This window comes from Serratia sp. BNK-23 (assembly GCF_047456145.1).
Lineage (GTDB): Bacteria > Pseudomonadota > Gammaproteobacteria > Enterobacterales > Enterobacteriaceae > Serratia > Serratia nematodiphila.
This window is the reverse complement of the sequence record NZ_CP179900.1, coordinates 3,999,858-4,025,636: the sequence shown is the minus strand read 5'-3', so window position 1 is coordinate 4,025,636 and position 25,779 is coordinate 3,999,858. Positions and strand designations below refer to the sequence as shown.

At 61.2% G+C, this 25,779-nt stretch carries 29 protein-coding genes; 17 read left to right on the top strand and 12 right to left on the bottom strand.

The window, feature by feature from the left end:
- Positions 1 to 10 precede the first annotated feature (10 nt).
- The 4 genes from ACMGF9_RS19175 to ACMGF9_RS19160 all read right to left on the bottom strand — a co-directional run bounded on the left by ACMGF9_RS19175 (position 11) and on the right by ACMGF9_RS19160 (position 4,927).
- Positions 11 to 1,186 carry a hypothetical protein gene (locus ACMGF9_RS19175; RefSeq protein ID WP_118892415.1) on the bottom strand — a complete coding sequence of 392 codons (1,176 nt, stop codon included), beginning with the start codon at positions 1,184 to 1,186 and terminating at the stop codon, positions 11 to 13.
- The gene (locus ACMGF9_RS19170; protein WP_118892414.1) at positions 1,183 to 2,469 is read right to left on the bottom strand and encodes a hypothetical protein; all 1,287 of its coding nucleotides are present in this window, start codon (positions 2,467 to 2,469) and stop codon (positions 1,183 to 1,185) included. Before ACMGF9_RS19170 ends, ACMGF9_RS19175 begins: the two co-directional genes overlap by 4 nt.
- Before the next feature lie 53 nt (positions 2,470 to 2,522).
- Entirely contained in the window at positions 2,523 to 3,047 is a 525-nt protein-coding gene (gene cybB / locus ACMGF9_RS19165) for a cytochrome b561 (RefSeq protein ID WP_118892710.1), read from the bottom strand.
- Between the two features lie 278 nt (positions 3,048 to 3,325).
- Positions 3,326 to 4,927 (bottom strand): ABC transporter substrate-binding protein, encoded by a 1,602-nt coding sequence (locus ACMGF9_RS19160; RefSeq protein WP_015376775.1) that lies wholly within the window; start codon positions 4,925 to 4,927, stop codon positions 3,326 to 3,328.
- 174 nt (positions 4,928 to 5,101) lie between these two features.
- On the opposite strand from ACMGF9_RS19160, the gene ACMGF9_RS19155 reads away from it, so the two are divergent.
- On the top strand, positions 5,102 to 5,683 hold the full coding sequence (locus ACMGF9_RS19155; protein ID WP_414160375.1) for a flavin reductase family protein: 582 nt from the start codon (positions 5,102 to 5,104) through the stop codon (positions 5,681 to 5,683).
- On the opposite strand, the gene ACMGF9_RS19150 is transcribed toward ACMGF9_RS19155, so the two are convergent.
- A complete protein-coding gene (locus ACMGF9_RS19150; protein ID WP_004940645.1) occupies positions 5,680 to 6,060 on the bottom strand; it encodes a winged helix-turn-helix transcriptional regulator in 381 nt (126 codons plus the stop codon). The genes ACMGF9_RS19155 and ACMGF9_RS19150 overlap by 4 nt on opposite strands.
- A gap of 84 nt (positions 6,061 to 6,144) precedes the next feature.
- Between ACMGF9_RS19150 and ACMGF9_RS19145 the strand changes: the two genes are divergently transcribed.
- Positions 6,145 to 6,912, top strand: a complete 768-nt coding sequence (locus ACMGF9_RS19145) for an NAD(P)H-dependent oxidoreductase (protein ID WP_076740528.1) — start codon at positions 6,145 to 6,147, stop codon at positions 6,910 to 6,912.
- On the opposite strand, the gene ACMGF9_RS19140 is transcribed toward ACMGF9_RS19145, so the two are convergent.
- The gene (locus ACMGF9_RS19140; protein WP_004940639.1) at positions 6,909 to 7,157 is read right to left on the bottom strand and encodes a hypothetical protein; all 249 of its coding nucleotides are present in this window, start codon (positions 7,155 to 7,157) and stop codon (positions 6,909 to 6,911) included. The genes ACMGF9_RS19145 and ACMGF9_RS19140 overlap by 4 nt on opposite strands.
- 193 nt (positions 7,158 to 7,350) lie before the next feature.
- Here ACMGF9_RS19140 and ACMGF9_RS19135 point away from each other — a divergent pair, with 193 nt between their 5' ends.
- From ACMGF9_RS19135 to feaR, 3 genes are all read left to right on the top strand, one after another.
- Positions 7,351 to 7,755, top strand: coding sequence for an Exc2 family lipoprotein (locus ACMGF9_RS19135; RefSeq protein WP_414160374.1), 405 nt, complete (start codon positions 7,351 to 7,353; stop codon positions 7,753 to 7,755).
- Positions 7,756 to 7,862: 107 nt separating this feature from the next.
- The gene (locus ACMGF9_RS19130; protein WP_351006713.1) at positions 7,863 to 8,504 is read left to right on the top strand and encodes a DsbA family protein; all 642 of its coding nucleotides are present in this window, start codon (positions 7,863 to 7,865) and stop codon (positions 8,502 to 8,504) included.
- A 138-nt stretch (positions 8,505 to 8,642) separates the two neighbouring features.
- Positions 8,643 to 9,542 (top strand): transcriptional regulator FeaR, encoded by a 900-nt coding sequence (feaR, locus tag ACMGF9_RS19125; RefSeq protein WP_021504724.1) that lies wholly within the window; start codon positions 8,643 to 8,645, stop codon positions 9,540 to 9,542.
- Between the two features lie 33 nt (positions 9,543 to 9,575).
- Here the strand turns inward: feaR and ACMGF9_RS19120 are convergent, their stop codons facing one another.
- Both ACMGF9_RS19120 and leuE read right to left on the bottom strand, forming a co-directional pair.
- Positions 9,576 to 11,075: an aldehyde dehydrogenase family protein gene (locus ACMGF9_RS19120; protein ID WP_004940628.1), complete on the bottom strand. Its 1,500-nt coding sequence runs from the start codon at positions 11,073 to 11,075 to the stop codon at positions 9,576 to 9,578.
- Between the two features lie 159 nt (positions 11,076 to 11,234).
- Complete coding sequence (leuE, locus tag ACMGF9_RS19115; protein ID WP_004940625.1) at positions 11,235 to 11,873, bottom strand: leucine efflux protein LeuE; 639 nt, start codon at positions 11,871 to 11,873, stop codon at positions 11,235 to 11,237.
- Positions 11,874 to 12,110: 237 nt separating this feature from the next.
- On the opposite strand from leuE, the gene ada reads away from it, so the two are divergent.
- Both ada and ACMGF9_RS19105 read left to right on the top strand, forming a co-directional pair.
- Positions 12,111 to 13,166, top strand: coding sequence for a bifunctional DNA-binding transcriptional regulator/O6-methylguanine-DNA methyltransferase Ada (gene ada, locus ACMGF9_RS19110; RefSeq protein WP_021504722.1), 1,056 nt, complete (start codon positions 12,111 to 12,113; stop codon positions 13,164 to 13,166).
- Positions 13,163 to 13,876, top strand: coding sequence for a 2OG-Fe(II) oxygenase (locus tag ACMGF9_RS19105; RefSeq protein WP_015376783.1), 714 nt, complete (start codon positions 13,163 to 13,165; stop codon positions 13,874 to 13,876). Before ada ends, ACMGF9_RS19105 begins: the two co-directional genes overlap by 4 nt.
- On the opposite strand, the gene tehB is transcribed toward ACMGF9_RS19105, so the two are convergent.
- Entirely contained in the window at positions 13,871 to 14,734 is an 864-nt protein-coding gene (gene tehB, locus ACMGF9_RS19100; protein WP_004940615.1) for an SAM-dependent methyltransferase TehB, read from the bottom strand. The genes ACMGF9_RS19105 and tehB overlap by 6 nt on opposite strands.
- A 178-nt stretch (positions 14,735 to 14,912) precedes the next feature.
- On the opposite strand from tehB, the gene ACMGF9_RS19095 reads away from it, so the two are divergent.
- Positions 14,913 to 16,016, top strand: a complete 1,104-nt coding sequence (locus ACMGF9_RS19095; RefSeq protein ID WP_118892411.1) for a DUF1615 domain-containing protein — start codon at positions 14,913 to 14,915, stop codon at positions 16,014 to 16,016.
- Positions 16,017 to 16,071: 55 nt separating this feature from the next.
- Here ACMGF9_RS19095 and ACMGF9_RS19090 read toward each other — a convergent pair whose 3' ends face one another.
- On the bottom strand, positions 16,072 to 17,751 hold the full coding sequence (locus ACMGF9_RS19090) for an alpha-keto acid decarboxylase family protein (protein WP_118892410.1): 1,680 nt from the start codon (positions 17,749 to 17,751) through the stop codon (positions 16,072 to 16,074).
- Between the two features lie 675 nt (positions 17,752 to 18,426).
- Here ACMGF9_RS19090 and ACMGF9_RS19085 point away from each other — a divergent pair.
- From ACMGF9_RS19085 to ACMGF9_RS19070, 4 genes are all read left to right on the top strand, one after another.
- Complete coding sequence (locus ACMGF9_RS19085) at positions 18,427 to 18,906, top strand: universal stress protein (protein WP_414160373.1); 480 nt, start codon at positions 18,427 to 18,429, stop codon at positions 18,904 to 18,906.
- A gap of 156 nt (positions 18,907 to 19,062) precedes the next feature.
- Entirely contained in the window at positions 19,063 to 19,653 is a 591-nt protein-coding gene (gene pagP / locus ACMGF9_RS19080) for a lipid IV(A) palmitoyltransferase PagP (RefSeq protein ID WP_414160372.1), read from the top strand.
- A gap of 126 nt (positions 19,654 to 19,779) precedes the next feature.
- Positions 19,780 to 20,268: a DUF2501 domain-containing protein gene (locus ACMGF9_RS19075; protein ID WP_015376789.1), complete on the top strand. Its 489-nt coding sequence runs from the start codon at positions 19,780 to 19,782 to the stop codon at positions 20,266 to 20,268.
- Between the two features lie 51 nt (positions 20,269 to 20,319).
- Positions 20,320 to 20,583, top strand: coding sequence for a DUF333 domain-containing protein (locus ACMGF9_RS19070; protein WP_004940597.1), 264 nt, complete (start codon positions 20,320 to 20,322; stop codon positions 20,581 to 20,583).
- Positions 20,584 to 20,619: 36 nt separating this feature from the next.
- On the opposite strand, the gene ACMGF9_RS19065 is transcribed toward ACMGF9_RS19070, so the two are convergent.
- Entirely contained in the window at positions 20,620 to 21,237 is a 618-nt protein-coding gene (locus ACMGF9_RS19065; protein WP_015376791.1) for a hypothetical protein, read from the bottom strand.
- Positions 21,238 to 21,409: 172 nt separating this feature from the next.
- Between ACMGF9_RS19065 and ACMGF9_RS19060 the strand changes: the two genes are divergently transcribed.
- A complete protein-coding gene (locus ACMGF9_RS19060; protein WP_021504716.1) occupies positions 21,410 to 22,192 on the top strand; it encodes a DeoR/GlpR family DNA-binding transcription regulator in 783 nt (260 codons plus the stop codon).
- A 2-nt stretch (positions 22,193 to 22,194) separates the two neighbouring features.
- Complete coding sequence (locus ACMGF9_RS19055) at positions 22,195 to 22,578, top strand: VOC family protein (protein ID WP_031300031.1); 384 nt, start codon at positions 22,195 to 22,197, stop codon at positions 22,576 to 22,578.
- Here ACMGF9_RS19055 and ACMGF9_RS19050 read toward each other — a convergent pair whose 3' ends face one another.
- Positions 22,579 to 23,487, bottom strand: coding sequence for a LysR family transcriptional regulator (locus ACMGF9_RS19050; protein WP_261438251.1), 909 nt, complete (start codon positions 23,485 to 23,487; stop codon positions 22,579 to 22,581).
- Positions 23,488 to 23,612: 125 nt separating this feature from the next.
- On the opposite strand from ACMGF9_RS19050, the gene ACMGF9_RS19045 reads away from it, so the two are divergent.
- From ACMGF9_RS19045 to ACMGF9_RS19035, 3 genes are all read left to right on the top strand, one after another.
- On the top strand, positions 23,613 to 24,494 hold the full coding sequence (locus ACMGF9_RS19045) for a pirin family protein (protein WP_015376795.1): 882 nt from the start codon (positions 23,613 to 23,615) through the stop codon (positions 24,492 to 24,494).
- Between the two features lie 118 nt (positions 24,495 to 24,612).
- Positions 24,613 to 25,239, top strand: coding sequence for an isochorismate family cysteine hydrolase YcaC (gene ycaC, locus ACMGF9_RS19040; protein WP_004928476.1), 627 nt, complete (start codon positions 24,613 to 24,615; stop codon positions 25,237 to 25,239).
- A 154-nt stretch (positions 25,240 to 25,393) separates the two neighbouring features.
- Entirely contained in the window at positions 25,394 to 25,723 is a 330-nt protein-coding gene (locus ACMGF9_RS19035) for a hypothetical protein (protein ID WP_414160371.1), read from the top strand.
- The last annotated feature ends 56 nt before the right edge of the window (positions 25,724 to 25,779 follow it).

The window sequence follows — 25,779 nt, the reverse complement described above, 5'->3', positions numbered from 1 at the left end:
TTCCTTATGTTCACGGCGTGGTGGAGCGATAGCGAATGAAGTAGGGCAGCGCCGGGGTCTCCCCGTCATCGCCATAGTGGCTTTCCGGTTCGATCACGGTTTGGCGTGCGTCGTCGCGCCCGTTGTAGCGGTACTCCAACGGCTGTCGGTAGCGCACTTCGGATGAGCGCAGATCGAAAATCAGCGAAAGACGGGCATCGCCGTTATCCGTTTGGGCGACCAGCTTATCGTTGCCCGCCCAGAGCTGATACAGCGATTTATCGCCGGTCTCCAGCAGCACCTTCAACTGCCCGTCGGATTGATAACGCAGAAGCTGATACACTCCTCTGTCCAGCGTTTGGGCGATCAGGTAGATGCCGCCATCCGGAGCCTGCGCGCTTTCCTCCACGCGCACCAGCAGCCAATGCAGTTCAATCACCTCGCCGGTTTTACCGTTAACGGCGATGTGTAACGCGCCGGATCCGAGCACCGGGTTCATCCAGAAATGCACGCGATCGCCATCAACGGCGGTGAAGATCTCGGGTACGGATTTGCGCTTACCGGAGGCGTAAGCCGTCGGTGAGTCCTCCTCGCCGCGCTCAAAGCCCAGCAGTTGCCGCGCGTCCAGCAGCGCCGGCAGATCCAGCGTCTGCCGCCAATGGGCGCCGAAGTCCGGGCTGTAGAATACGCCTTCGGTGCTGATGAGATACAGCGCGCGTTTTCCCGGTTGCGCCACCAGTTTGCCGCCGACAAAGGAAGGCCGGTTGTCGTCGCCCTCCGGCCAGGGGATCAGCGCCCCGATGGTGCCCCGTTGCACATCAACCAGCCTGCGGCCCTTAGAGAGAAAAAGCACGCACTCCTGCTCGCCGCAAACCGCATCGTGGATCAAGTCGTCGAGTTCCCCCAGCATCTGTAACCCTTTGGGGCCGGCAAACAGCACCTGGCTGAGGTAGTTGGCCGCCCAGCCGTAAAAGCTATTGTACGCGCGGTCTTCACTTCTTTTGCTGGTGAGCAGCAGGGCGCCGTCCTGCGCCGGGTAGCTGTGGATGAGATCGTAACGGGCTATTGTCGGCAACGCCTGGTCGCCCTGAGTCCATTGCCACTGCGCATAGCGTTGCTCAGGGGCGAGCAAATAGACGCCCAGCGCGCTGGCCAAAAACAGCGTCAGGATAATAAGGGGTCTTTTATAAAGCGCTAACGTCATCATTTCAGCTCCGTCACCTGAGCCTGCCGCCATAAACTGCGGCGCAGATTTCTCAGGTATTTAAACGTTTTAAACGTGCGGTGCTGGTCAAAAGAGTACAGGCGGCAGATCTGGGCGAACCCCTCGATCAACAGCGCCAGGCCGCTGACCATCAGCATCAGCAGCAGAATAATCGGCGGCAATTCGCTGCCGAGACGCTTCAGGGTCCAGGCATCCAGGTGAAAGCCGGCCGGGGTATCGGCGTTATCCACCACCATCATGCCGAGTACAAAACACGCCACGATTGCCCCAAAAATGAAGACAACGCGCGCGCACAGGTTAAGACCGGCTTCGGTGAAGTAGCGGCTGCCGCCGATGAGATAGGTTTGGCGATCGCGATGATTGATGATCCCACGCACTTTGGGCAACTCGGGAATGACGTCGTTCTCGCAATACAGCACCTGCAGCGGATCGCCTTTGGCGATGAAAAGCGGATGTTGCCGACGAAATACCGGATGCAGTTTGGTATTGGGGACATTGAGCGCGCGGGTCGTCAACGCGAAGTGCGTCTCCTTCTGACGCCACGCATACGTATCCAAATACTGCACCTGCCGCGGGATCTCATAGTGGCAGAGTTCGTAGTTCAGGGCGTTGACCGTCTCGATGCCGGAGGTCTCGACGCCGTCCGGGAGGAGGGGCGCGGTCTGCAGCGGTGCGGTTGCCGGCACAGCGTCTGCGCGGACAGCCCGGTATTTGATGCCGGGGATTTTCAGGCTGAGTGAGCCGGGCGGCGTGATGTCTTGCCCCTGCAGCACGCGATCCAGCGCCCGGAGCAGGCGCCTGCGGCCGCGGTGGCCGATCAGCAGGAGCTCCGAACCGACGAACAGCGCCATGCCGATGCCGATAAGGCCGGCGATGATGGCGATAAAGAACAGGACGATGGTCAGCCAGGAATCTTCCCCGTCCATGATGAAAAAGGCCGCCGGGAAACCGCCGGCCAGCACCGCGCCCAGCAGCAGCAGGGCAAAGTATTTCAGCTTGTATTTCAGCGTTCTGTCGGGTTCCAGCCGGCCTTTCGTGCCGTGCAGCAGCCAGTGCAGCCAGTAGCTGCCGTCTTGCAGGCGGTGGGCACCGATCTTCACCCGATCGCCGGCGGCGAGCCTGGCCAGCAGATTTTCGCTGTCGCTGAAGTCGTCGCGGTAAAAAAAGAACGTCTGGCCGGAGGCGATGAGCCTCACCAGATTGTCGGGCGCCGTCTGCTGGCAGGCGCATTGTTCGACGGTCACATTAAAAAATTGGGTTTGCATGTCATTCCCTGTCAGTGGGCGTGGCCCGAAAATTCATCCCTGGCGCCGGGTATTCAGCGTTTTTTCATCAGCGGCAGCATGCGCACCAGCGCATTGTCCTTGACGATATAGTGGTGGAACAGCGCGGCGGCGGTATGCAGGCCGATCAGCCAGTAGCCGAATGACGCCAGCGTTTTGTGCCAGCCGATAATCATTCGTGCCTGCGGCCGATCGGCCACGTCGGCGAACGGCATCGACAGGCCGAACAGATACCACTCCTTGCCGCCCAGATAGCGCGAATACACCCCCAGTACCGGCAGCGTCAGCAGCAGCAGGTAAATCAGGGCGTGCGTCAGGTGCGCCAGGCCGGTTTGCCACTTCGGCGGTTTGGGCGCGATGGCGGGCGAGGCGTGGCGCCGGCGCAGGAGCAGGCGGGCCAGCATCAGCGCAAACACCGTCACGCCGCAGCTGAAGTGGGTGACAACCAGCGCGTACCAGGGGGCGCTGCCCGGTTCGGCATAGCCGCGCAGCTCGATGGTGACACAGGTGATGACCAGCAGGATCGCCACCAGCCAGTGCAGGCGAATTTGCCACGGCATATAGGTGTTCTGCACCGGGTTACCTTTTGATGTTAAAGGGTCTGTGTGCCGATGGTAACTAAATGTTACAGGCGAGGAAAGCGCCTGCATGCAGTTTAAGCAAAATGCCAGGGATTACGCCGCTTATTAAGCTATGAATTTAGTGGGTTAAGTGCCTGGCGACAGGGGAGGCAGTTAGCATCGTAAGTTGTGAAGTTAATGCGCGGTAGGTTCAGAGGCTGGCAGCTTATTAAGCGATGAGGCGGGTAGCGCCGCAGCTCTCGCCGCGGCGCCTGGGATCAGTTTAATTTGGCCTTGGCGAAGTCGCTGCCGTTCACGTCCACCACGTAGCCGCTCAGGTTGCTGCGGGTGGCGTAGAACACTTTGCCGGTGGCCAGCGGCAGCCACGGCGCCTGTTTGGCGAAGATCACCTGCGCCTGTTGATACAGCCTGGCGCGCGCCTGCGGCTGGTTCTCCTGGATCGCCTGCTGGATCAGGCTGTCATAATCCTTATCGCACCAGCGCGCCACGTTGGCGCCGCTCTGCACGCCGGCGCAGCCGAGCAGGGTGGCGAAGTTGTCCGGATCGCCATTGTCGGACACCCAGCCGTACAGCGCGCTCTGTTGCTCACCTTTGCGCAGCCCGGCCAGATACTGGCCCCACTCCCAGGTGACGATCTTGGCCTTCACGCCCACCTTCGCCCAGTCGCTCTGAATCATCTCGGCGATGCGCTTCGAGTTCGGGTTGTAGGGGCGCTGTACCGGCATCGACCAGATATCGGTCTCAAAGCCCTGCTCCAGCCCGGCTTGCTTCAGCAGTTCGCGCGCCTTCTGCGGATCGTAGGCGTACTCCGGCAGTTTATCGTTGTAGCCCAACATGCCCGGCGGCAGCAGCGAGTTGGCCGGGGTGCCGCTGTCTTTGAACACGGCGGCGACGATCGCTTTCTTGTCTACCGCGTAGCTCAGCGCCTGGCGCACCAGCAGGTTGTCGAACGGTTTTTTCTGGGTGTTGAACGCCAGATAGCCGACGTTCAGCCCGGTAATGTCGTGCAGTTGCAGATTGCCGTCGGCCTTGATGGCGGCGAATTGCTCCGGCAGCGGTGCCGGGATGATCTGGCATTCGTTGGTTTTCAGCTTGGCCAGCCGGGTTTGCGGATCCGGCGTAATCGAGAAGATCAGGTGCTTGCTGGCCACGTCGCCCTGCCAGTAGTGCGGGTTGGCGATGTAGCGGATCAGCGAATCCTGCTTGTACTGCTGCAGCGCGAACGGCCCGGTGCCGATCGGCCAGTTGTCGACGTATTCCGGCGTGCCCTTTTTCAGCATCGCGTCGGCGTACTCGGCGGACAGGATCGAGGCGAAATCCATCGCCCAGTCGGCGACGAAGGCGGCGTTGGGCTGGCTCAGCGTGAAGCGCACGTGGTGTTCGTCCACCGCTTCCACCTTGGTGATCAGCTTATCCAGACCCATGTCGGTGAAGTATTCATAGTTGCCGCCGGAGACCTTGTGATACGGGTTGGCGGGATCCTTCTGCCGCATCACGGTGAACACCACGTCTTCGGCGTTGAAGTCGCGCGTTGGGGTGAAGTATTTGTTGCTGTTGAATTTCACGCCCTGGCGCAGGGTGAAGGTGTAGGTCTTGCCGTCCGGGCTAACGCTCCACTCGGTGGCCAGCGAAGGGGCGGGCGTTTTATCGCTTTCGCGCAGCGTCACCAGGCGGTTGTACAGCACCTGCGAGGTGGCGATAAAGGTCGGCCCGGAGCTGGAGAGCTGCGGGTTGAACGATTCCGGCGAGGCGACGGTGCAGTACACCAGCGCATCGGAAGCGGCCAGCGCGCCGCCCGCCGACAACAGGCCGCAGCCGGCCAGCACCAATCCGGCGATAGGGTGTTTTAAAAACGTCAAGGCAAGATCCTCAGGTGGAATGAGCCGTTACCGGCGAATTGATCTAACTATAGATAACGGATGGCGAGATGGGGAACAAGCGCCTCATCGGTGCATTCTGTGCGCCCCGCGTTGCCTGCCATTGCGGCGCAGATCTACACTGCTGGGCAAACAGTCACTCGCAAGGATTTCCCGATGAGCCACTTTCGCTCTGTCGCCCTTGAACACGCCAGCCGCCTGCTGAACCATGGCCCGACGGTATTGATCACCAGCCGCAGCCGCGACGGCGCCAAACGCAACGTGATGGCCGCCGCCTGGTCGATGCCGGTGGAGTTCAGCCCGCCGCGCATCGCCATCGTGGTCGATAAAGGCGCACACAGCCGGCAAATGATCGAGGAGAGCGGCGCATTCGGCATTTGCGTGCCGGCGGCCATGTTCATTGACGCCACCTACGCGGTCGGCAGCGTGTCCGGGCTGGATGAAGACAAATTTTCCCGTTTCCATATCGCCGCGACGCCGAGCGCCACGCTGCAGGTGCCGCTGATCGAAGAGGGTTGCGTGGCGTGGCTGGAGTGTCGGCTGCTGCCGGAAAGCGGCGCGCAGGAAAAATACGACACCTGCTTCGGCGAGGTGCTGAGCGCGGCGGCGGACGAGCGGGTGTTCCAACAGGGGCACTGGCACTTCACCGCCGCCAATGCGGATCTGCACACCATTCATCATCTGGGGGCGGGCAACTTCGTGCGCAGCGGCGAGACGCTGCGGGCCAAACCGCTTTAATCGGCCTCGCGTTTGCGGTCTGCATCATAGCGCTCGCGGGCGGCGTCCAGCTCGGGGAAGTGGTATTCCGCCCACTTATCCAGCGCCGTCAGCGTCTCGACCAGCGAGCAGGCGACGGCGCTGAGGCGGTATTCCACATGGGCCTGATTCTTTTCACTTAAATCCAGCCGCTCGAGCAGCCCGTTGCGTTCCAGCTGGCGCAGCGTTTGCGTCAGCACCTTCTGCGAAATGCCGTCGATGCGGCGCAGCAGCTCGCCGTTGCGCATCGGCCGCTGCGCCAGCGCGGGCAGGATCAGCATCACCCACTTGCCGGAAATCAGCGCCAGCGCATCGCGCGCGGAGCACTTGCTCGAATAGACGTCGCCGGGATAAGCCATTGGGGGTTACCTTCAGGTGCGTAATTGCCAAGGGGGCGATAAAGCCACAGCATAACAGCACCACCTTACAACGGGAGAAACAGGATGAACGTGCTGATTGTGCTGGCTCACCCCGAGCCGCATTCTTTCAATGCCCATTTGGCCGAACAGGCGCGGCAGGCCTGGCTGGCGCAGGGGCATCAGGTGAAAACGGTCGATCTGTATCAGGAGGGGTTTGATCCGCGCGAGGGCGCCGGCCACTACCCCAGCAGAAAGCAGGCGGACCGGTTCGATGCGATGCAGGAGCAGCGCCATCACTGGACGATCCAGGCGCTGCCGGCGGAGATCCGGCGGCATATCGAGCTGCTGCGCTGGGCGGATACGCTGGTGCTGCAGTTTCCTTTCTGGTGGTTCGGCGCGCCGGCCATCATCAAGGGCTGGATGGATCGGGTGTTTGTTTACGGCGGGCTCTACGACAGCCGCCACCGCCATGAGAACGGCGTGATGCGCGGCAAGCGGGCGCTGCTGACCGTCACCGCCGGCGCTTCCGCACAGGCCTGCGCGTCGGACGGGCGCGACGGCGACATGCGGCTGATGCTGTGGCCGATCATGCATGCGCTGCACTATATCGGCTTTAGCGTGCTGGAGCCGTTCCTGGTCTATGGCGTGCGCGGCGGGCTGGCGGGCGAGGAGCGGCAGGCGCAAAACGCCGCGTTGGCGCAGGTGACGCAGGCATATCGGGCTGGCATAAGCGACCTTGCCGCCTGGCCGGCGGTGCCGTTCAACCGTAATGAAGATTTTGACGCCGATCTGGCGCTGAAGCCCGGCGCGCCGGTCTACAGTCCGTTCGTGCGGCACCGAGATCCGGCTTAGAACCCGGCCTTCAGCAGTTCCTCGCGCAAATCGTCGATAATCGCCGGTTCGATGTCGGGGAACTGCTGCTGAATATCGGCGATGGCTTCGGCCACGCTCGGGCCGGCGAAGGTGCCGGAGAAGGGCAGCAGCGGCAGATTGGCGTCGCTGTCCGGCAGTTCACCGCGGATGGTGCCGGTGATCATGCCCGCTTTTTTTTCCGCCGTGAGGTCGTACTCCCCCACGCTTTTGTCGATCGGTTTCATTGGCCGCCTCGCTGTCGGTGAGTGTTTACCCTGTTCTGTTAAAGCATAGTGTTTCAGGCAATGAATACCAATCAATGTATATAATATTAATATAAAACAAAGTGATGCGTATTTTGTCGTTTGACGTTCACCGGGGGCCGGCGCTATGCTCTTGGCGCTAAAGGAACCTTCCTCACTGACAGGGACAGACGACATGAAAAGACTGAAAAGCGCGGCGCTGCTGTTGCCGCTGTTGGCGCTCAGCGCCTGCACCCACTCCCTCAGCAGCGCAGAGCAGCATGCCAAACACTACGTTTATCAAACCCGCGACGACTTCGATCCACAATTCCGCACCGATGTGAACGGCAGCATTAAAAAAGCCGTGCCGATGTTCGAACAGTTCTATCAGCAGGGGAAAAAGGATCGCGCGGCGGGCGTGGTGCGCAGCGAAGCGCAGAAAAAGGCCGACTACCTGGCCAGCCCGGAATTCCAGCAGAATATGGAACACAAAACCATTTTCATCAATCGCGCCTACAGCAGCACCGACAATCCTAAACGCCGCCAGGTGCTGTCGCAGGAAGCGGTAGGCGCCTATTGGGACGGCTACGAAGGGCGCTGACTTAATCCCACATAAACAGAAGGTAATAAAAACTGGCCTTCTGGCGGTTATTTGATTATAAAAACCGCCGCTAAGGACGATGTTCATAGAAGAAACCAGGAGTGTTTATGTTGGCAAAAGTTAAGCGTTCGTTCGCCGCCGCCGTCGTATTGATGTTGGCGCTGCCCGCGGTGCAGGCCGCGGATTACCGTGCGGGCGAGCAATATACCCGGCTGGATAAGCCGGTGGCCGCCGCACCGGCGGTGGTGGAGTTTTTCTCCTTCTACTGCGGGCCTTGCTATCAGTTCGCCGAAACCTACCGCGTAGGCAGCACCGTGGCGCAGGTGCTGCCCGCCGGTGAGAAAGTCACCAAATATCACGTCAGCCTGATGGGCAAACTGGGCAATGAGCTGACCGAAGCCTGGGCGGTGGCGACGGTGCTGGGCGTGGAAGACAAGATTGAAGGCGCGATGTTTGACGCGGTGCAGAAACAGCGCGCCGTCAACGGCGCCGACGATATTCAGCGGGTGTTCACGGCGGCCGGCATCGATGCCGCCACCTATGAAAACGCGCGCCACAGCCTGCTGGTCAAAGGGTTGATCGCCAAGCAGAATGAAGCGGTGAAAGCGTTCGAGGTTCGCGGCACCCCGTCGTTCTACGTGGCAGGCAAATACAAGATAGATAATGCCGGCATGGCCAGCACCAGCGTCGAAGGTTACGCCAAAGAGTACGCGGCGGTGGTGCGCCATCTGTTGGACACGCAGCCTTAAGGCGATGCTTCCCCGGCGCCCGGTGATCTGTGATCGCGGCGCCAAATCCCCCGTTCGCCATTGATTGTGTGTTAACGGATTGTTATGGTGTTTTTCTGTTCAACGGCGCAGCACCGCTGCTGTTTGAAGGGAGAGATCATGACGGCATTGGCAACGCTCCGGGACGTCGGCTTCGAAGAGTGGCTGGGGAAAATCAACACCGCCTGCGGCCGATTCTGCGCGAAAACGTTGGGGCCCGGCTTTCGCGGGGCGATGCAGGAGTTTCGCGCCCATGCCCTGCGCCTGAGCGTGGTCGACGTGTCTCAGGCCCGGTTGTACCGCACGCCGCGTGAGATCGCCCGCAGCGACGGCGCGCACTTTTTCACCGTCATCCAGTTGCGCGGCAGTGCGTTGATGGAGCAGGGCGATCGCCAAACGCTGCTCTCCCCCGGCGACATGACGCTGATCGATGCCTCACGGCCCAGCAGCTTCACCTTCCAGCGCGATTCGCGCCAAATCTCCCTGTTGTTGCCGCGCGGCTGCCTGCCGCTGCCGCCGCCTGGTGCGCAGCGTCTCGGGGCCGAGCTCAGCGCGGTGCGCCTCAGCCGCCAGCTGGTGCTGAGCAGCATGCAGGATCCTCAGCTCGCCGCGGCGGAAAGCGAGGCGGTGCTGAATGCGCTGGCGGCGCTGCTGCGCCCGGCGTTGGCGCTCGAACAGGCGCGTCCTGAGGGGCAACAACCGGTCTTCGACAAGGCGCTGGCGTTGATCGACAGGCATATTCAGTCGGCGCAGCTGCGCCCTGAGTGGGTGGCGGCCGAGTTGGGGGTGTCGCTGCGCAGTCTGTATCGGCTGTTCGCCCGCCAGGGGCTGGTGGTGGCCCAGTACATCAGGAACCGCAGGCTGGATCTGTGCGCGCAGGCGCTGCGCAGCGCCGCCGGGCAAGAAAAGCTGGCCGGAGTCAGCCTCGACTGGGGCTTCGCCGATCACAGCCATTTCTCGACCGCTTTCAAGCAGCGTTTCGGCATGTCGCCGAGCGAGTACCGCCGGCAGTATCAGTAAGCCAGGGCGCGGGCCAGGCCCGCGCCGCTTCACTCAATAGCGGATGCAAACCGATTTCGACTCGGTGTAAGCGTCCAGCCAATCCGGGCCGAAATCACGGCCGCTGCCCGACTGTTTGAACCCGCCGAACGGCATGTTCGGGTCGATCAGCGTATGGGTGTTGACCCACACGGTGCCGGCCTGAATGCGCGGCGTCAGCGCCATCGCCTGCTGCAGGCTGGTGGTCCACAGGCTGGCGGTCAGCCCGAAGTCGGTGTCGTTGGCCTTGCTCAGCGCTTCTTCGGCGCTCGCCACCCGGATCAGGTTGACCACCGGGCCGAACACTTCCTCGCGCGTCAGGTTCAGCCGATCGTCCGGGTTGATCACCAGGGTCGGCGGAATGTAGAAGCCGTTGGCGTCCGGCCCGGCCGCGCCGCCGATAAGCTCGGCGTTTTTCGCCCGGGCGTCGTCCAGGTAGGCCGCCACCTTGTTGCGGTGCGCGAGCGACACCAGCGGGTTGATTTGCGCGCCGGTATCCATCCCCGGCCCGACCGACAGCGATTTCACCGCCTGTTCGAATCCGGCCACCAACCGATCATAAATCGGCGCTTCGATATAGATTCGCGAGCTGGCGGCACACACCTGCCCCTGGTTGAGGAAGCTGCCGAGCATCAGGCCTTCGATCACCTGCTGCGGATCGGCATCTTTCAGCACGATGGCCGGGTTTTTGCCGCCCAGCTCCAGCGTCACGCGGGTCAGGCGATCCGCCGCCGCGCGCGCGATGCTTTTGCCCACCGGCGTGGAGCCGGTAAAGCTGACTTTGGCGATCAGCGGATGTTCGGTCAGCGCCTTGCCGCACACGGTGCCGCGGCCGGTGACCACGTTGAACGCGCCCGGCGGCACGCCGGCTTCGCTCGCCAGTTCGGCGATGCGCAGCAGGGTGAGCGGGGTGGTTTCCGAGGGCTTGATGACGATGGAGCAGCCCGCGGCCAGCGCTGGCATCACTTTCCACATGCCGATCATCAGCGGGAAGTTCCAGGGCACGATGCCGGCGACCACGCCGATCGGCTCTTTGCGGGTATAAACCTGATATTTGGCGCCCGGTGGCATCGGAATGGAGACATCCAGCGTCTGGCCGGTGATTTTGGTCGCCAGCCCGGCGGTGTAGCGCATCCAGTTCAGGGTGCTGCCGACTTCGAAGGCGCGGGCGATGTTGATGGATTTGCCCTGTTCAAGGGTTTCGAGCTGCGCCAATTCTTCGGCGTGCTGCTCCACCAGATCGGCGAAGCGCAGCAGGATGCGTTCACGCTCTACCGGCAGACGCTGCGCCCAGACGCCTTCGCTGAAGGCTTTGTGGGCGGACTGCACCGCCAGCGCGACGTCGTGTTCATTGGCGTCGGCGGTGGTGGCGATCTGCTGCCCATTGGCGGGGTTGTACACCGCCAGGCGGCCTTCCGCGGCGGACGCGCGCCACTGGCCGTCGATATACAGCCCATGCTGACGATCGAGAAAACGCGACACGCTATCCAGCACGGCTACGGTATTGTCAGACATACATCCTCCGATCAGGCTCATCAGGTTATCGTTAACCCTGCAAGTCTAGATCAGTGGGAAAGCGGCGGCTTTGGTCTGCCTGACATTCGGTTTGTCCTGCGTGTCATTTTGCCGTGACGGGAGAGTAAACCGCGGCCGGCGGGCGCCGGCCGGGAGGGATCACGAGCTCAGGGTCGCCAGACGGGTGGCGAAACCGAGGAACAGCAGGCCGATCAGGCCGTTGCCGAGCTTCGCCAGGCCTTTCTTGTGGTTGAAGAAATGCGCCAGCATCGCGCCGGAGAAGATCAGCGTGCTCATGTAGATAAAGCTGACGGCTTCGAGGATCAGCGCCAGAATGGTGAACGACAGCCCGGTGTGCGCGTAGTTGAAGTCGATGAACTGCACGAAGAACGACACGTAAAACAGAATGGCTTTCGGGTTGGTCAGGCTCAGCGTCAGCGACTTGCGCAGAATGCTGTGGCCGCCTTCAATTTGCTGCTGTTGCGCCTGTGCCTTCTGCACGAAGGTGGCGTAGAGGATTTTTGCGCCGAGGAACAGCAGGTAAATCGCGCCGAGAAAACGCACCAGGGTAAACAGGAACGGCGTGGTGCGGATCAGCGACGCCACGCCGATATAGGCGCAGAAGATCAGGATCGCATCGCCGATAAACACGCCCAGCGCCGCGGTGTAGCCGGCGCGCACGCCGCGCGATATGCCGGTTTTCAGCACGTACAGCGTATTCGGCCCCGGCAGAATGATGATGAAGACCACCCCGGCCAAATAGGTCCATAAATTCAGGACGCCAAAACTCTCTAACACAATAACCTCTCCATGCGCGCAACTAACAGGCAAAAACACTGGCCACGCCCGTGGCCGGCCGCGATCCTAACGCCGTGCAAGCGGGTTGGCAACGTAATAAACTTCATGTTGTTGGTTAAAAATTGTCGAAACATTGTTGAAAACGTCGGCGTCGAATTAAAAAGCAAGAGTCGGCGTGTTTCGCCAACGGCCCGTCACTATGCTGGTTAACATCGAAACCGCAGTGAGGAACGGATGATGAAAAACGTAATCGACAGCGCCGATCCGCGCTGGCTGGCGATCGTCAGCCGCGACAAGCACGCCGACGGCCGCTTTATCTACGCGGTGAAAACCACCGGCGTGTATTGCTCGCCTTCCTGCCCGTCACGCCAGCCGAATCGGCAAAACGTGGAGCTGTTCGACGATGCGGAACAGGCGGAGGCGGCGGGTTATCGGCCCTGCAAACGCTGCCGCCAGGGGCTGACGCCGTTGACAGAGCAGCATGCGCGGCAGATAGCCGAGGCCTGCCGCTATATCGAACGGGCGGAGAAAGCGCCGTCGCTGCAGACGCTGGCGCGCCACGTCGGGTTGAGCCAATACCATTTCCACCGGCTGTTTAAAGCGATCACCGGCCTGACGCCGAAAGGCTACGCCGACGCGCAGCGTAGCCAGCGCTTGCGCACCGGTCTTTCGCAGCAGGAGACGGTGACCGACGCGATCTTCGACGCCGGCTATGGCGCCAACGGCCGCTTCTACCAGCAAGCCAACGCCGCGCTGGGCATGACGCCGAAGGCCTACCGGGCGGGTGGCAAAGGCATGCGCATCCATTTCGCCGTCGGGCGCTGTTCGCTGGGCGATATCCTGGCGGCGCAGAGCGAGGTGGGCATTTGCGCCATTCTGCTGGGGGACGATGCGCAGCAGCTGGTGCAGGATCTGCAGGATAAATTCCCCAACGCCGAGCTGATCGGCGGTGACGCGCAGTATGAAGCGCTGATGGCGCAGGTGGTGGGCCTGATCGAAGCGCCGGAGAGCGGGCTGGCGCTGCCGCTGGATATTCGCGGCACTGCGTTTCAACAGCGGGTCTGGCGGGCGCTGCAGGCGATACCGGTCGGCGAAACCGTCAGCTATGCCGATATCGCCCGGCGCATCGGCGCGCCGAAAGCGGTGCGCGCGGTGGCCGGCGCCTGCGCCGCCAACGTGCTGGCGGTGGCAATCCCCTGTCACCGGGTGGTGCGCAACGACGGCGCCTTGTCCGGTTATCGCTGGGGCGTCGAGCGCAAGAAAGCCTTGCTGGAAAAGGAGGCGCAGCGATGAGCGGCGCGCTGGCGGCGCGGTTGGCCGAATTGGACTGGGCGGCGATCGAACGCGAACTTGATGCGCAGGGGGGCGCGCGCCTGCCGGGCGTGCTCAGCGCCGAGCTGTGCCGGCAATTGGCGGCGCTTTATCCGCATGGCGAGCACTTCCGCAGCCGCATTGTCATGGCGCGGCACGGTTTTGGTCGCGGCGAGTACCAGTATTTTGCGTATCCGTTACCGCCCCCGGTGGCCGAAGTGCGCGGCCTGCTGTACGCGCGGTTGGCGCCGTTGGCCAATCGCTGGAACGCCATGCTGGGTCTGGCGGCGCGTTATCCCGCCGAACACGAGGCCTACCTGACTGAATGCCATCAGGCCGGCCAGCGGCGGCCAACGCCGCTGCTGTTGCGTTACACGGAGGGGGATTACAACTGCCTGCATCAGGATCTGTACGGCGAACGGGTGTTTCCGCTGCAGGTAGCGTTTTTGCTCTCCGCCCCTGAACGGGATTTCACCGGCGGCGAGTTTGTGCTGACCGAGCAGCGGCCGCGGATGCAGAGCCGGCCGGAGGTGGTGCCCTTGCAGCAGGGCGACGCGGTGGTGTTCGCGGTGCATCATCGGCCGGTGGCGGGGGCGAGAGGCTACTATCGGGTCAATCTGCGCCACGGCGTCAGCCGGATACGCACCGGCCAACGCCACACGCTAGGGGTGATCTTTCACGACGCGTTATAGCTTGCGCGCCAGCAGGGTGGCGAAGCGCAGCGAGATGCGGTTGCCGGCGGCGTCGGTCTTGTGCAGTTGCCCGACGTCCTCGTTGTATTTGAGGATCTGCCAGTCGCGGTAATAGTGCTTCAGCTCGCCCGGCTTGAAGGTGAACGGGAACGGCAGCGGGCAGGGATAATCTTCGGTATCCATCGCCGCCACGATCAGATTATGGCCGCCGGGCACGGTGCTGTCCTGCATGTTTTGCACGATATGCGGGATCTGCTGGCGCTCGAGGAACATCAACACCACGGTGGACAGGATGAAGTCGTACTCGCCGCTGAAGCGGTGAGTATTGAGATCCTGCACCCCGGCGCTCAGGCGGGTCAGCTGCTCGGCGTCGATGATCTGATTGAGGCGAGCTATCGACGGCGCGTGCTTGTCCCAGGCGGTGACGTCGAAACCTTTCAGATTGAGATAGAGCGAATTGCGGCCGCCGCCGCAGCCCAGATCCAGCGCCTTGCCCGGTGCGATGCGCGCCGCCGCCTCGATCACTTCGGAGTGGGTGCGCGTCAGTTCGTATTTCTTGTGGTAGTAATCTTCCGGCGTGCAGTAGAACGCCAGCCGGCAGGTCATGTCGTCCGAGAAGGAAACGATGCGATGCCACTGCTGCGGTTCGATAAACGGCGGCTGGCTTTCGGGGCTAAACTGCCAGGTCTCGGTGGTAGCGCCGTCTTCGGTCATCATGGCGAACGTCAGGTTGCCGCTCAGCACGGTGAGCTTCGCCCAGGTGCCGCTCTGGGTGTTGTGGCGCTGGCGAAAGGCTTCCGGCAGTGTGTCGCTGTTCCATTCCGGCAGGGTTTTATAGCAAAGCAGCTGCTGCTCCATAGGGGGCTCCTCTGGCTGGGCAAACAAAGTGATTTATATGATGTATATAAAATACATCTTTATCGATCGTTTGAACATAGCGGCCTGACGGAAAGGCGCGGCGATATCTTTATACTGGATTGTGCGCGGCGGCTGGGCTAATTTCAGTGCTGTTCATGTCATCACGTTCAGGGAAAAGATGCCGATATCTCGTTTATTCCACCCGATGCCCTTCCGTTTGCTGAGCCTGGCCGCGCTGCTGGCGCTGGCGGGCTGTACCAGCAAAACCACCACCACGGTGCCGGCGGCGCGCCCCGCCGACGTCAAAGCCCGACTGATGACGCTGATCCCGGCCAACGCCGGCGATCGTCAGGGCTGGGCCACCGATATTACCGCCGCCTTCGCCGCGCAGGGCATTGAACCGAGCGATGAGAACCTGTGTTCGGTGCTGGCGGTGACCGAACAAGAGTCGACGTTCCAGGCTAACCCGCAGGTGCCGGGGCTGCCGAAGATCGCCTGGAAAGAGATCGACCGCCGTGCCGATCAGATGCACATCCCGAACTTTTTGGTGCATACCGCGTTGAAGATCTCGTCGTCGAACGGCCAGAGCTACAGCGAGCGTCTGGATAAGGTGCGCACGGAGAAGGATCTGAGCGATATCTTCGATGACATGATCGACCGCGTGCCGATGGGACAGAAGCTGTTCGGCCATTTGAACCCGGTACATACCGGCGGCCCGATGCAGGTGAGCATCGCCTTCGCCGAGGCGCACGCCAAAGGGTATCCTTATCCGGTCGACGGCTCGATTCGCCGCGAAGTTTTCAGCCGGCGCGGCGGCATGTACTTCGGCATTATGCATTTGCTGGGGTACCCGGCCGATTACAGCCGGCCGATTTACCGCTTTGCCGACTTCAACGCCGGCTGGTACGCCAGCCGCAACGCGGCGTTCCAAAACGCGGTCAGCCGGGCGAGCGCCATTCCGCTGGCGCTGGACGGCGATCTGATCGATTTCAGCAGCGACAAGCCCGGCTCGACCGAGCTGGCGGTGCGTACGCTCGGCAAGCGCCTGAACATGAGCGACAGCGCCATTCGCCGGGCGCTTGAGAAAGGCGATACGGCTGACTTTGCCGATACCGACCTGTATAAGAAGGTCTATGCGTTGGCGGGCGGCAAGCTGCCGCGTGAGATGCTGCCGGGTATTCAGCTGGAAAGCCCGAAAATCACCCGCAAGCTGACCACCGCCTGGTTCGCCAAGCGGGTGGATGAACGCCGGCAGCGCTGCATGGCGCGCGCCGGCGGGTAACGGTATGAAAAACGCCGCCGGTGGCCTGAACCACCGACGGCGCGATCATCGCGCCTCAGGCGCTGCGGCGCGGGTTGGTCAGGCCGAAGTTAAAGCTGTTGCAGCGGTTACAGAACTCTTTCATCACCGGCGGCGTGTCCATCATCGGCACTTTCACCTCGATAAACGCCAGCCGATCCTGCCGTGAGGCGTGTTCCAGGGCCATTTCCAGCTGTTGTGTGGTTTCCACCGCCACGCTGAACGGCTGCGCCTGGGTATTCAATACCGCCGGCAGTTTGGCGTAGTCCCACGGGCTGATGTCGTTGTAGGACGAGTTTTCGCCGAGGATATAGCGTTCGATAGTGTAACCGTCGTTGTTGATCAGGAAGATGATCGGCTTTTGTTCGCAGCGCAGCAGGGTGGACACTTCCTGCGCGGTAAGCTGGAAGGAGCCGTCGCCGATGAACAGCAGGTGACGGCGCTCAGGGGCCGCCATCAGGGTGCCGAGCAGCGCCGGCAGGGTATAACCGATCGAGCCCCAAATCGGTTGGTTGACCACCTTGACGCCGTCCGGCATGCGCATGCCGCCGATGGCCGCGCCGGAGGTGCCGTTTTCCACCACCACCACGTCATCCGCCCGGATGAAGCGTTGGATCCGCCGCCACAGATAGGCCTGGTCGATAGGCGCGTCGCTCGGCGTCGCCAGCTTGTCACGCGGATCGGCCAGCGGTGATAAAAGCTGCGCCGGCGCGTCTTCGCTCAGATCCAGCAGCGCCTGCAGCAGATCCGCCGTCGCTACCGCCGGGTAGGAGGTGTTGTCCAACGTCATCGAGAACGGCTGAATATCCACCTGAGCGGCGGCGGGAATTTGCTGCGAGAAATAGCCGGTGGTGGAGTCCACCAGACGCACGCCGAAACTCAGCACGCAGTCTGAGTGGGCCATGCGTTCATACAATTCGGGGCGCGACAGGTTGCCGCTGTAGCCGCCCATCCAGCCGGCAGTGTTTTCCGGGATAATGCATTTGGCGGTTGGCATATTGGTCAGCGGTATGGCGAAGCGGTGAGCGACCTCGATAACCTGCTGCTGCAGCTGATAGCGATCCACCATTTGGTCGACCAATATGATCGGGCGCTGCGCGCGCTTTATTTTGGTTAACAGCGCCATTGCCGCCAATTGCACATTGTATTTATCGCTCGCCGGCAATTGCGGCGCTGCTGCGGCTGCGGTGATTTCAATTTCGACGTCGCAAATATCAGACGGCAGCTGTAAATACACCGGTTTCTTCTCTATCCAGGCGCGAGAAATAACGCGTGGAATTTCCTGCGCGGCATTTTCCGGCGTGATAAGAGCCTGAGCGACGGTGAATTGTTTAAAGCAGTTCATGACGTTGTCGAAATTGCCGTCGCCCAGGGTATGGTGCAATAGCTGATGATTCTTCATCGCGTGCAGCGGCGGCGTGCCGGCGATGCAGACCACCGGCGAGGATTCGGCATAGGCGCCGGCGATGCCGGACAGCGCGGCCAGATCGCCGACGCCGTAGGTGACGATCAGCGCGCCGGCGCCTTTCATCCGTGCGTAACCGTCGGCGGCGTAGGAGGCGTTCAATTCATTACAGTTGCCGACAAACGCCAGCCGCTCGTCGTTTTCCAGCAGCTCCAGCAGGCTGAGGTTATAGTCGCCGGGCACGCCATAAATACGATCGACGTTCAGGGCGTGAAGCTGTTGCAGAATGAATGACCCGATAGTTATTTTCATTGATTGCTCCGGATTATTTATCTTTATTTTGTCAGGCGAAAATCAGCAAAAATAAATTGCTGGCGATGTTGTGTCGTTAGCATTAACAGTTATTTAAAGTGTCGGCTTGTTCAAGATAGGGTTGGCAGCCGGAAAATGGGCGGTTTGTATTCGGCGCTTTACGCGATTGAGTAATACATAAAAAGTAGGGGTATTGCGTATTGGCGTGCGGCGGTATTTTTCCTTGATGGAATATCAGCAGAGAAACGGCGCCGCGTTGGCATTTATCATGACGCAGGGGGAGTTACCCGGTACTTTTGATGCCGCGTTAAATCCTGCCAGGCGGCACCCGGCTGTGAGTCTGAGAAAGAAAAACCGACGCTGACGTAAAGGGGGATTTTGGTGATCCGCCGCACGCTTATTTAAAGAAACCTTCCAGCAACCAATTAAAAACAAAAAATTAACAATGAGGTTTTTTTATTCGGTCATGGTTGTCAGTTTTACTTTACAGATGCCGCAATGCGCGCCACGTCGGGCCGGCGTTAAAATACGCCGCCACGGGGGCTAAGATATCGTGGTAGCCATCACATTCCGTGGGAAGTGATACGTAAACTTTTCTCTACGTGCGCACAGATGGCGTATACCTACCAGAGGGGCTCATGTCCCAGCGGTGCTGGCCTGAGAGGGGGGCGTGTGATGAAAGGCTATCGACACATTCTGGTACTGATTCACGATGAGCGCGATGGGCTGCCGTTGCTGCGTAAAACGGTGGCGATGGTGGGTGGGCTGCCGATCGCCATCACCGTCGGCCACCTTAACGCCGACTATGCGGAGCTGGAGTACGGCAGCGATGCGCTGGTCAAAGATCGCCAGGCGCAGGAGGTGATCGCCGCCAAGGCGATGCTGAACCGGCTGGTGAGCGCCGTCGAGGCGCCGGTTGCGGTCAAGGAAATCGTCACTATCCGGCGCTTTAAGGACGTCAGTGATTTCATTCATCAGGCCGGTATCGATCTGGTGGTGGTCGGGCACCAAAATCGCCTGTTCGGTCTCTATTCCTCTTATTCCCTGGAGTTTGTGAATCGTCTCGATGTCGATGTGTTGGTCAAGCACCTTGCCCGCGAGTCGTGTGCGACAAAGCGGACTTTTCCCACGGCTTTGCCGCCCGAAAGGCGATAGCATACGCAGGCCGGTGCAGCCTGTTAAAAGTTATCGGGAATTTTCCGGTGCTAAACTTAACCAAAGCACAACGGGCGTTGGATAAATTAGATACAGCTTGATCTTGCCTGGGCTATCGGTAAAAATCTGCGGCCGTATTTTTACAGGAGCTTTACGATGTTTCTCAAACGGACTCTTTTGGCATGTTCTCTGGCGTTGATATTTCCTGCACTGCCTTCTTACGCTGAGGTTGGTACAGAAAGTGGCAATACCGCGCAGGCTGAAAAACCGGGTCTATGGCAGCGTTTTACCCATAACGTGGCGGAGACCTGGAACAACTCGCCTAACCACGATCTCTATATCCCGGCCATCACCTGGCACAACCGTTGGACTTATGATGATGAGCATATCGATAAGTACAACGAACGCCCGTGGGGCACCGGTTACGGCATCTCCCGCTACGACAGCGACGGTGACTGGCACGGCATCTACATCATGGCGTTCAAGGATTCCTTCAACAAATGGGAGCCGATCGGCGGCTACGCCTACGAGAAGATCTGGCGCCCGCTGGATGACAAGGATTTCCGCCTGGGGCTGGGCTTCACCGCCAGCGTCACCGCGCGCGACAACTGGAATTACATCCCTATCCCGGCGCCGCTGCCGCTGGCCTCTATCGGCTATCAGCGGCTGACGTTCCAGGCGACCTACATTCCCGGCACCTATAACAACGGCAACGTGTTCTTCGCCTGGCTGCGCTGGCAGTTCTAAACTTCCTGAATTCCGAAAAACGGCGCGGTGGCGAGATAAAAGGAACTTGTCGCCGCAGGCGGCGTCGGAGAGGTATCCCGGCGCGTTGCGCCGATTGCATGCCGTTATGACAGGAGTTTCACCACTATGATCACCAAACATCGTTTATTGCTGGCTTTGGCGCTGTCCGCGACCCTGGCCAGCGGCGCCACCCAGGCCGCCGGGCTGATGGATTCCCTCAGCAGCGCGGCGGGCGAACTGAGCAAGTCGGGCGGCGACAGCAGCGGCGGCATGTCGCTCTCCTCGTTGACCGGCCTGCTGAACGGCGGCGACAAGGCGTTGAGCTCCAGCAGCATGACCAATGCCGCCGGTATCCTGCAGTACTGCGTGAAAAACAACGTGCTGTCGGCTAACGGTGCCGAAGGGGTGAAAGATCAGCTGCTCAGCAAGCTGGGCATCACCAGCACCGAAAACGCCAAGAGCCAGGATTATCAGCAGGGCCTGGGCGGCTTGCTGCAGACCGGCGAAGGCAAGAGCCTGGATCTGAACAGCCTGGGCACCTCGCAGATCACCGAGAAGGTGAAACAGAAAGCCTGCGATCTGGTGCTGAAACAGGGCAAATCCTTTATTTCATGATCAACCCACGGCGGAGCGTTCCGCCGTGGGTATTTTGCATAAGCTGGAAAAATGAAAAAAACGTTGATGCTTTCCCTGTTGGCAGGGATGACGATGTTGCAGGGGTGTTCCGTGAAATCCAACGATGCGCCGCCGCCGCCGCAGGTGAAACCGATCGGCATGGCGAACCCGGCCGACGTGTACTGCACCCAAATCGGCGGCAAGCTGAACGCCAAAGAGAATGCTGCAGGCCAGTATTCTACCTGTACCTTGCCGAGTGGGCAGGAAATTGAAAGCTGGGAACTGTTCCGCCGCGATCATCCGGTGAAAAAGTAACCCTATGCGGCGCCGGCTCTGCTGCCCGGCGCCCGCTCAGAATTGGCGATCGCCTATCGGCTGCAGCTGCAGGCTGCCGTCCTTCTGCAGCGTCAGCGGCATGCGCCAATCACGCTGTTTATCCAGGTTGAACGGCCGGGAGCGGAACATGCAGCCGGTCTTGATATTCTTGATTTTCATCACGTGTTCCGCGTTCGCATTGATTTTCACCTCGAAGCTGCCGGCGGGCGGAATAAAGACTTCCGCCAGCTGTTGCGGCGCCGCTGGCGTTTCCAGCTTGACCAGCACCGCGAAATCGTTGCCCTGATTATCCAACGTCAGCCGATGCAGGCCGGATGCGGGCAGCCGCGTTGGCTGATGCAGATAACCCGCTGAGGCGGGCCACGGCTGCCCGGCATTGTCATGCAGCGGCCCGCCGCACTGTTCGCGCGCCTCCCGCAGCGGCATTTCGCGCTTGATGGCGCGATTGTAATCGGCGGGGGCGGCGAGACTGAACTCGTCGTCATATTGGTGGGCGCGCAGATAGCGCTTGGCGCCGAGCACCCCAACGGCGACCAGCATGAAGAACAAAAATATCCTCAGGCGATTTTTGAAAATCAGCCCGAACAGCTTCCCGGGGAGTTGAAACAGCCACCTTGCGATCGTCAATAACATCGTTTTCCCTTAGCGTCCAAGCCGTTACGTCTGCGGTAACTTCGCTTGCCTCAGTATAGCCAACATCCCGCAGGCGAAAATCCTGCCCGGCGATTTTTCTTCCGCTCTGCATTGTACGTTTGTGTTTGTTTGTGTACATTTGTGATCACTTTAGCGTCACCGGATTGAAATGATGTCCAAACTGTTACCGAATGAGCGTCACCAGGCCATTCTTGACACGCTCCGCCAACAGGGGCGGGTGCTGGCCCTGGAGATGGCGCAGCGGCTGAACACCACCGAAGCGACCATTCGCCGCGATCTGCGCCAGCTGGCGGCGCAGAACCTGTGTAAACGCATCTATGGCGGCGCGTTAGCGCCGACGCCGGCCGAAGGCCCCGTTGCGACGCGCATTGCGCTCAGCGGTGACGAGAAGCTGACGCTGGCGCAGACCGCGCTGGGGGTGATCGGTGAAGAACAGCTGATCTTCCTCGACGCCGGCAGCACCCACCTGTATCTGGCGGATCTGTTGCCGCGCGACCGGCGTTTGACGGTGGTGACCAATGCATTGAGCATCGCCGGCAAAATGCTGGAGCGGCCGGGGATCCGCACCATCCTGATCGGCGGCGAGTTGGATGCGCAGGTCGGCGGCTGCGTGGACGCCAAGGCTGCGGAAGAGATCGACGGTTTCCATTTCGATTTGGTGTTTACCGGCATCTGCGCCTACGACCCGGCCGGCGGCTTCTCCGCGCTGAGCTACCAGGACGCCACCTTCAAAAAGCGGCTGTTGACGCGCGCCGGCAGCGTGGCGGTGCTGTGCACCCGCGACAAGCTCAATACCTACGCCCCTTACCCCTTCCTGCCCGCCGGGCGGGTGGATCATCTGGTGACGGCGCGCGGCGCGCACCCGCAGCTTGAGCTGCAGGTGGCGCAGGGCGGCGGCCAGGTTTGGCACAGCGATTTACCGACCGGAGAATGATGATGAAAATAGCCCATGTTGCTCTGTGGACCCGTGACATCGACGCGCAGCTGGCATTTTGGCAGCGTTATTTCAATGGTGCCGCGGGGGAGGAGTATATCAGCCGCAACCGGCCGGGGTTCGTTTCCCGCTTCGTCAGCCTGGCGGCCGGGCCGTCGCTGGAGATCATGCGCGTGCCGACGTTGCTGCCGGCGCAGGAGCAGGAGGAGCGGGTCGGTTGGGCGCACATCGCACTGTCGCTCGGGGATGAGCGGCAGGTCGATCGGTTGGCGCAGCGCGCGCAGCAGGAGGGCATTTTGCTGTCCGCGCCGCGCTGGACCGGCGACGGCTTCTACGAGGCCGTCATTCGCGATCCAGACGGCAACGCGATCGAAATCACCGCCTGATCACTCTTCTTCAATGCTGGCGAATTGCTCGCCCAGATAGTCGAGCAGCAGCCGCACCGCCGGCAGCAGGCCGCGGCGCGACGGGTAAACCGCATGCACCACGCCGCCCTGCGGCTGCCAGCCCGGCAACAGTTGCACCAGCTCGCCGCGCAGCATGTCGTCGCGCATCATCATCGCCGGCAGTTGGACGATGCCGGCGCCGGCGATGGCAGCGGTGCGCAGCATCAGCATGTCGTCGGTGACCAGTCGCGGCGTGTGCTCCCACTCCACCCGTTCACCCTGCGGGCCGCTCAGCCGCCATTGGTGCTGACCGCGCGCGGGGCCGAGATCGAGCGTCGGGTATTTACGCAGGTCTTCCGGCGTTTGCGCCGGCCCGAGGGTGCGCACCAGCGCCGGGCTGGCGGCGACACACCAGGTGCGCTGCGCCAGGATTTTCAGCACCAGATCGCTGTCCTCCAGCGGCGGCGGCCGCACCCGGATCGCCAGATCCAACCCTTCCCCCACCACGTCCACCCGGCGGTTGGTGGCCTCCAGATGCACCGTCACCTTGGGATAATCGGCCATAAAGGCCGCCACCATGCTGCCGACGCGGGTGTGCAGGATCGCCACCGGGCAGGACATGCGCACCGTGCCGCAGGGCTCGGCGCGCGTCTGCTCGATCGCCTGCTGCGCCGCTTCCGCTTCCACCAGCATCGCCTTGCAGTGCGCGTAATAGGTTTGGCCGACCTCGGTCACCGAGAAGCGCCGCGTCGAGCGCTGGATCAGGCGCACGCCCAACCGCTCCTCCAGCAGCGCCACGCGGCGGCTGAGCTTGGATTTGGGAATGCCCAGCGCCCGGCCGGCGGGGGCGAATCCCTGGTGATCGACCACGCTGGCGAAGAAAAACAGATCGTTCAGATCGGTCAGCATCGCATCCCTTATCGTTCTATCAGTAGAACGCTGAGTGTACATCTTGCCTACTACTGCAGCAAACCCCGGCGGATTAAACTTCTGACATCAACTTAAGGCCGTGAGGTCTGAAACGGGAGTTCAAGATGAAAAAAATCCTCGGTATTCACAACAGCCCGGAAGCACACTGGGTCGGTAACGGTTTCCTGGTGAATTCGCTGTTCTCTTATAACGATTTGGGGGCGGAAATGAGCCCGTTCCTGCTGCTGGATCACGCGGCGCCGACCAAATTCCGTTCCGCCTCCGGCACCCGTGGCGTGGGTCAGCACCCGCATCGCGGGTTTGAAACGGTGACCATCGTCTATCAGGGCGAAGTGGAACACCGTGACTCGACCGGCAGCGGTGGGGTGATTGGCCCCGGCGACGTCCAGTGGATGACCGCCGCCTCCGGCATCCTGCACGAAGAGTTCCATTCGCGAGACTTCTCGCGCAACGGCGGCACCATGGAAATGGTGCAGCTGTGGGTCAACCTGCCGGCCAAGGACAAAATGGCCGAGCCGGGTTACCAGACGCTGCTGAACGCCGATATTCCGGTGGTTCCGCTGGCGGACGGCGCAGGGCAGGTGCGGGTGATCGCCGGTGACTTCGGCGGCCATGCCGGCCCGGCGCGCACTTTCAGCCCGCTCAACGTGTGGGATATGAAGCTGAATGCCGGCCATACCACCACGCTGACGGTGAAAGAAGGCCATACGCTGGCGCTGGTGATGCTGCACGGCGCGATCCTGGTTAACGGCGAAGATGTGGTGCGTGAAACCCAGATGGTGCGTTTCGACCGGGCGGGGGATTCGATCACTATCGAAGCCAACAACGACGTCGCGCTGTTGGTGCTGAGCGGCGAACCGATCGATGAGCCTATCGTCGGCTACGGCCCGTTCGTCATGAACAGCGAAGCGGAAATCCAGCAGGCGTTCCGCGATTTCAACAGCGGCAAGTTCGGCAGCATGAACGCCGAAGCGAGCGCCGGTTGAACCTTGGCATCTGGGGCGGGAAGTGTTCTCGGTTCCAGATGCCACACTTAAACCTCAACGCCCCGCCACACCGGCGGGGCATTTCATCCGCAACATCAAACCCCACAGGAGTAAAACCATGACTGCAAATTACAAACGCCTCGACAAAGATCAGGCCGCCGTATTGCTGGTGGATCATCAGGCAGGGCTGCTTTCGCTGGTGCGCGACATCGATCCCGATCGGTTTAAAAACAACGTGCTGGCGCTGGGTGATTTAGCGAAGTATTTCAACCTGCCGACCATTCTGACCACCAGTTTTGAAAACGGCCCCAACGGCCCGCTGGTGCCGGAACTGAAAGCCCAATTCCCCGATGCTCCCTTTATTCCGCGCCCTGGCCAGATCAACGCCTGGGACAACGACGACTTCGTCAAAGCGGTAAAAGCCACCGGCCGCAAGCAACTGATCATTGCCGGCGTGGTGACCGAAGTGTGCGTGGCATTCCCGGCGCTGTCTGCGCTCAATGAAGGGTTCGAAGTGTTTGTGGTGACCGACGCCTCCGGCACCTTCAATGAACTGACCCGTCAGTCGGCCTGGAGCCGCATGGAAGCCGCCGGCGCGCAGTTGATGACCTGGTTCGGCGTCGCCTGCGAGCTGCACCGCGACTGGCGCAACGATATCGAAGGCCTGGGCACGCTGTTCTCCAACCATATCCCGGACTACCGCAATCTGATGACCAGCTACAACACGCTGACCAACGGTAAGTAACGCGACGGCCCTTTACTCAACCTTTCGCCTTTCATCACGTTAGACGCGGGATGTAAGCAAAGCGCAGCGGGGCGAAAAGGTAGCGAAAAGCGGCTTTCTCATTGGCCGGGGGCGGGGTAGCGTAATCCCGAACCCGGCAAATGAGGCTAATTCAATGAAACAAGCAATCAAGATCCTGGCGCTGCCCTGCATGGGCATGGCGCTATTGTTCAGCGCGAGCGCGATGTCGGCGCCTGAGAAGCCTGCGGCCAAGGCGTTGCCGCCTTTGATGGATGCGCCGATGCGCATGCCGCCTTTCCCGGGCGGGCACCCGCCCAAGCCGGGGTTCTGCCACGGCGGTGAGCTGTTCTGCGCCACCTCGGCCAGCGACAATCCGGTGGAAACCATCAACAAACTGACGGCGGTGATCCCGGCCGGCACCGCCAAACACTATGAAGTGCGCATCGCGGTGGTGGCCGTGCCTGACGCACCGCCTGCGCCTTAACGGGCCCTGTCATCCCGCTCTGGCCTGGGCGCACCAGGCGCGTTAGGCTAAGGAGA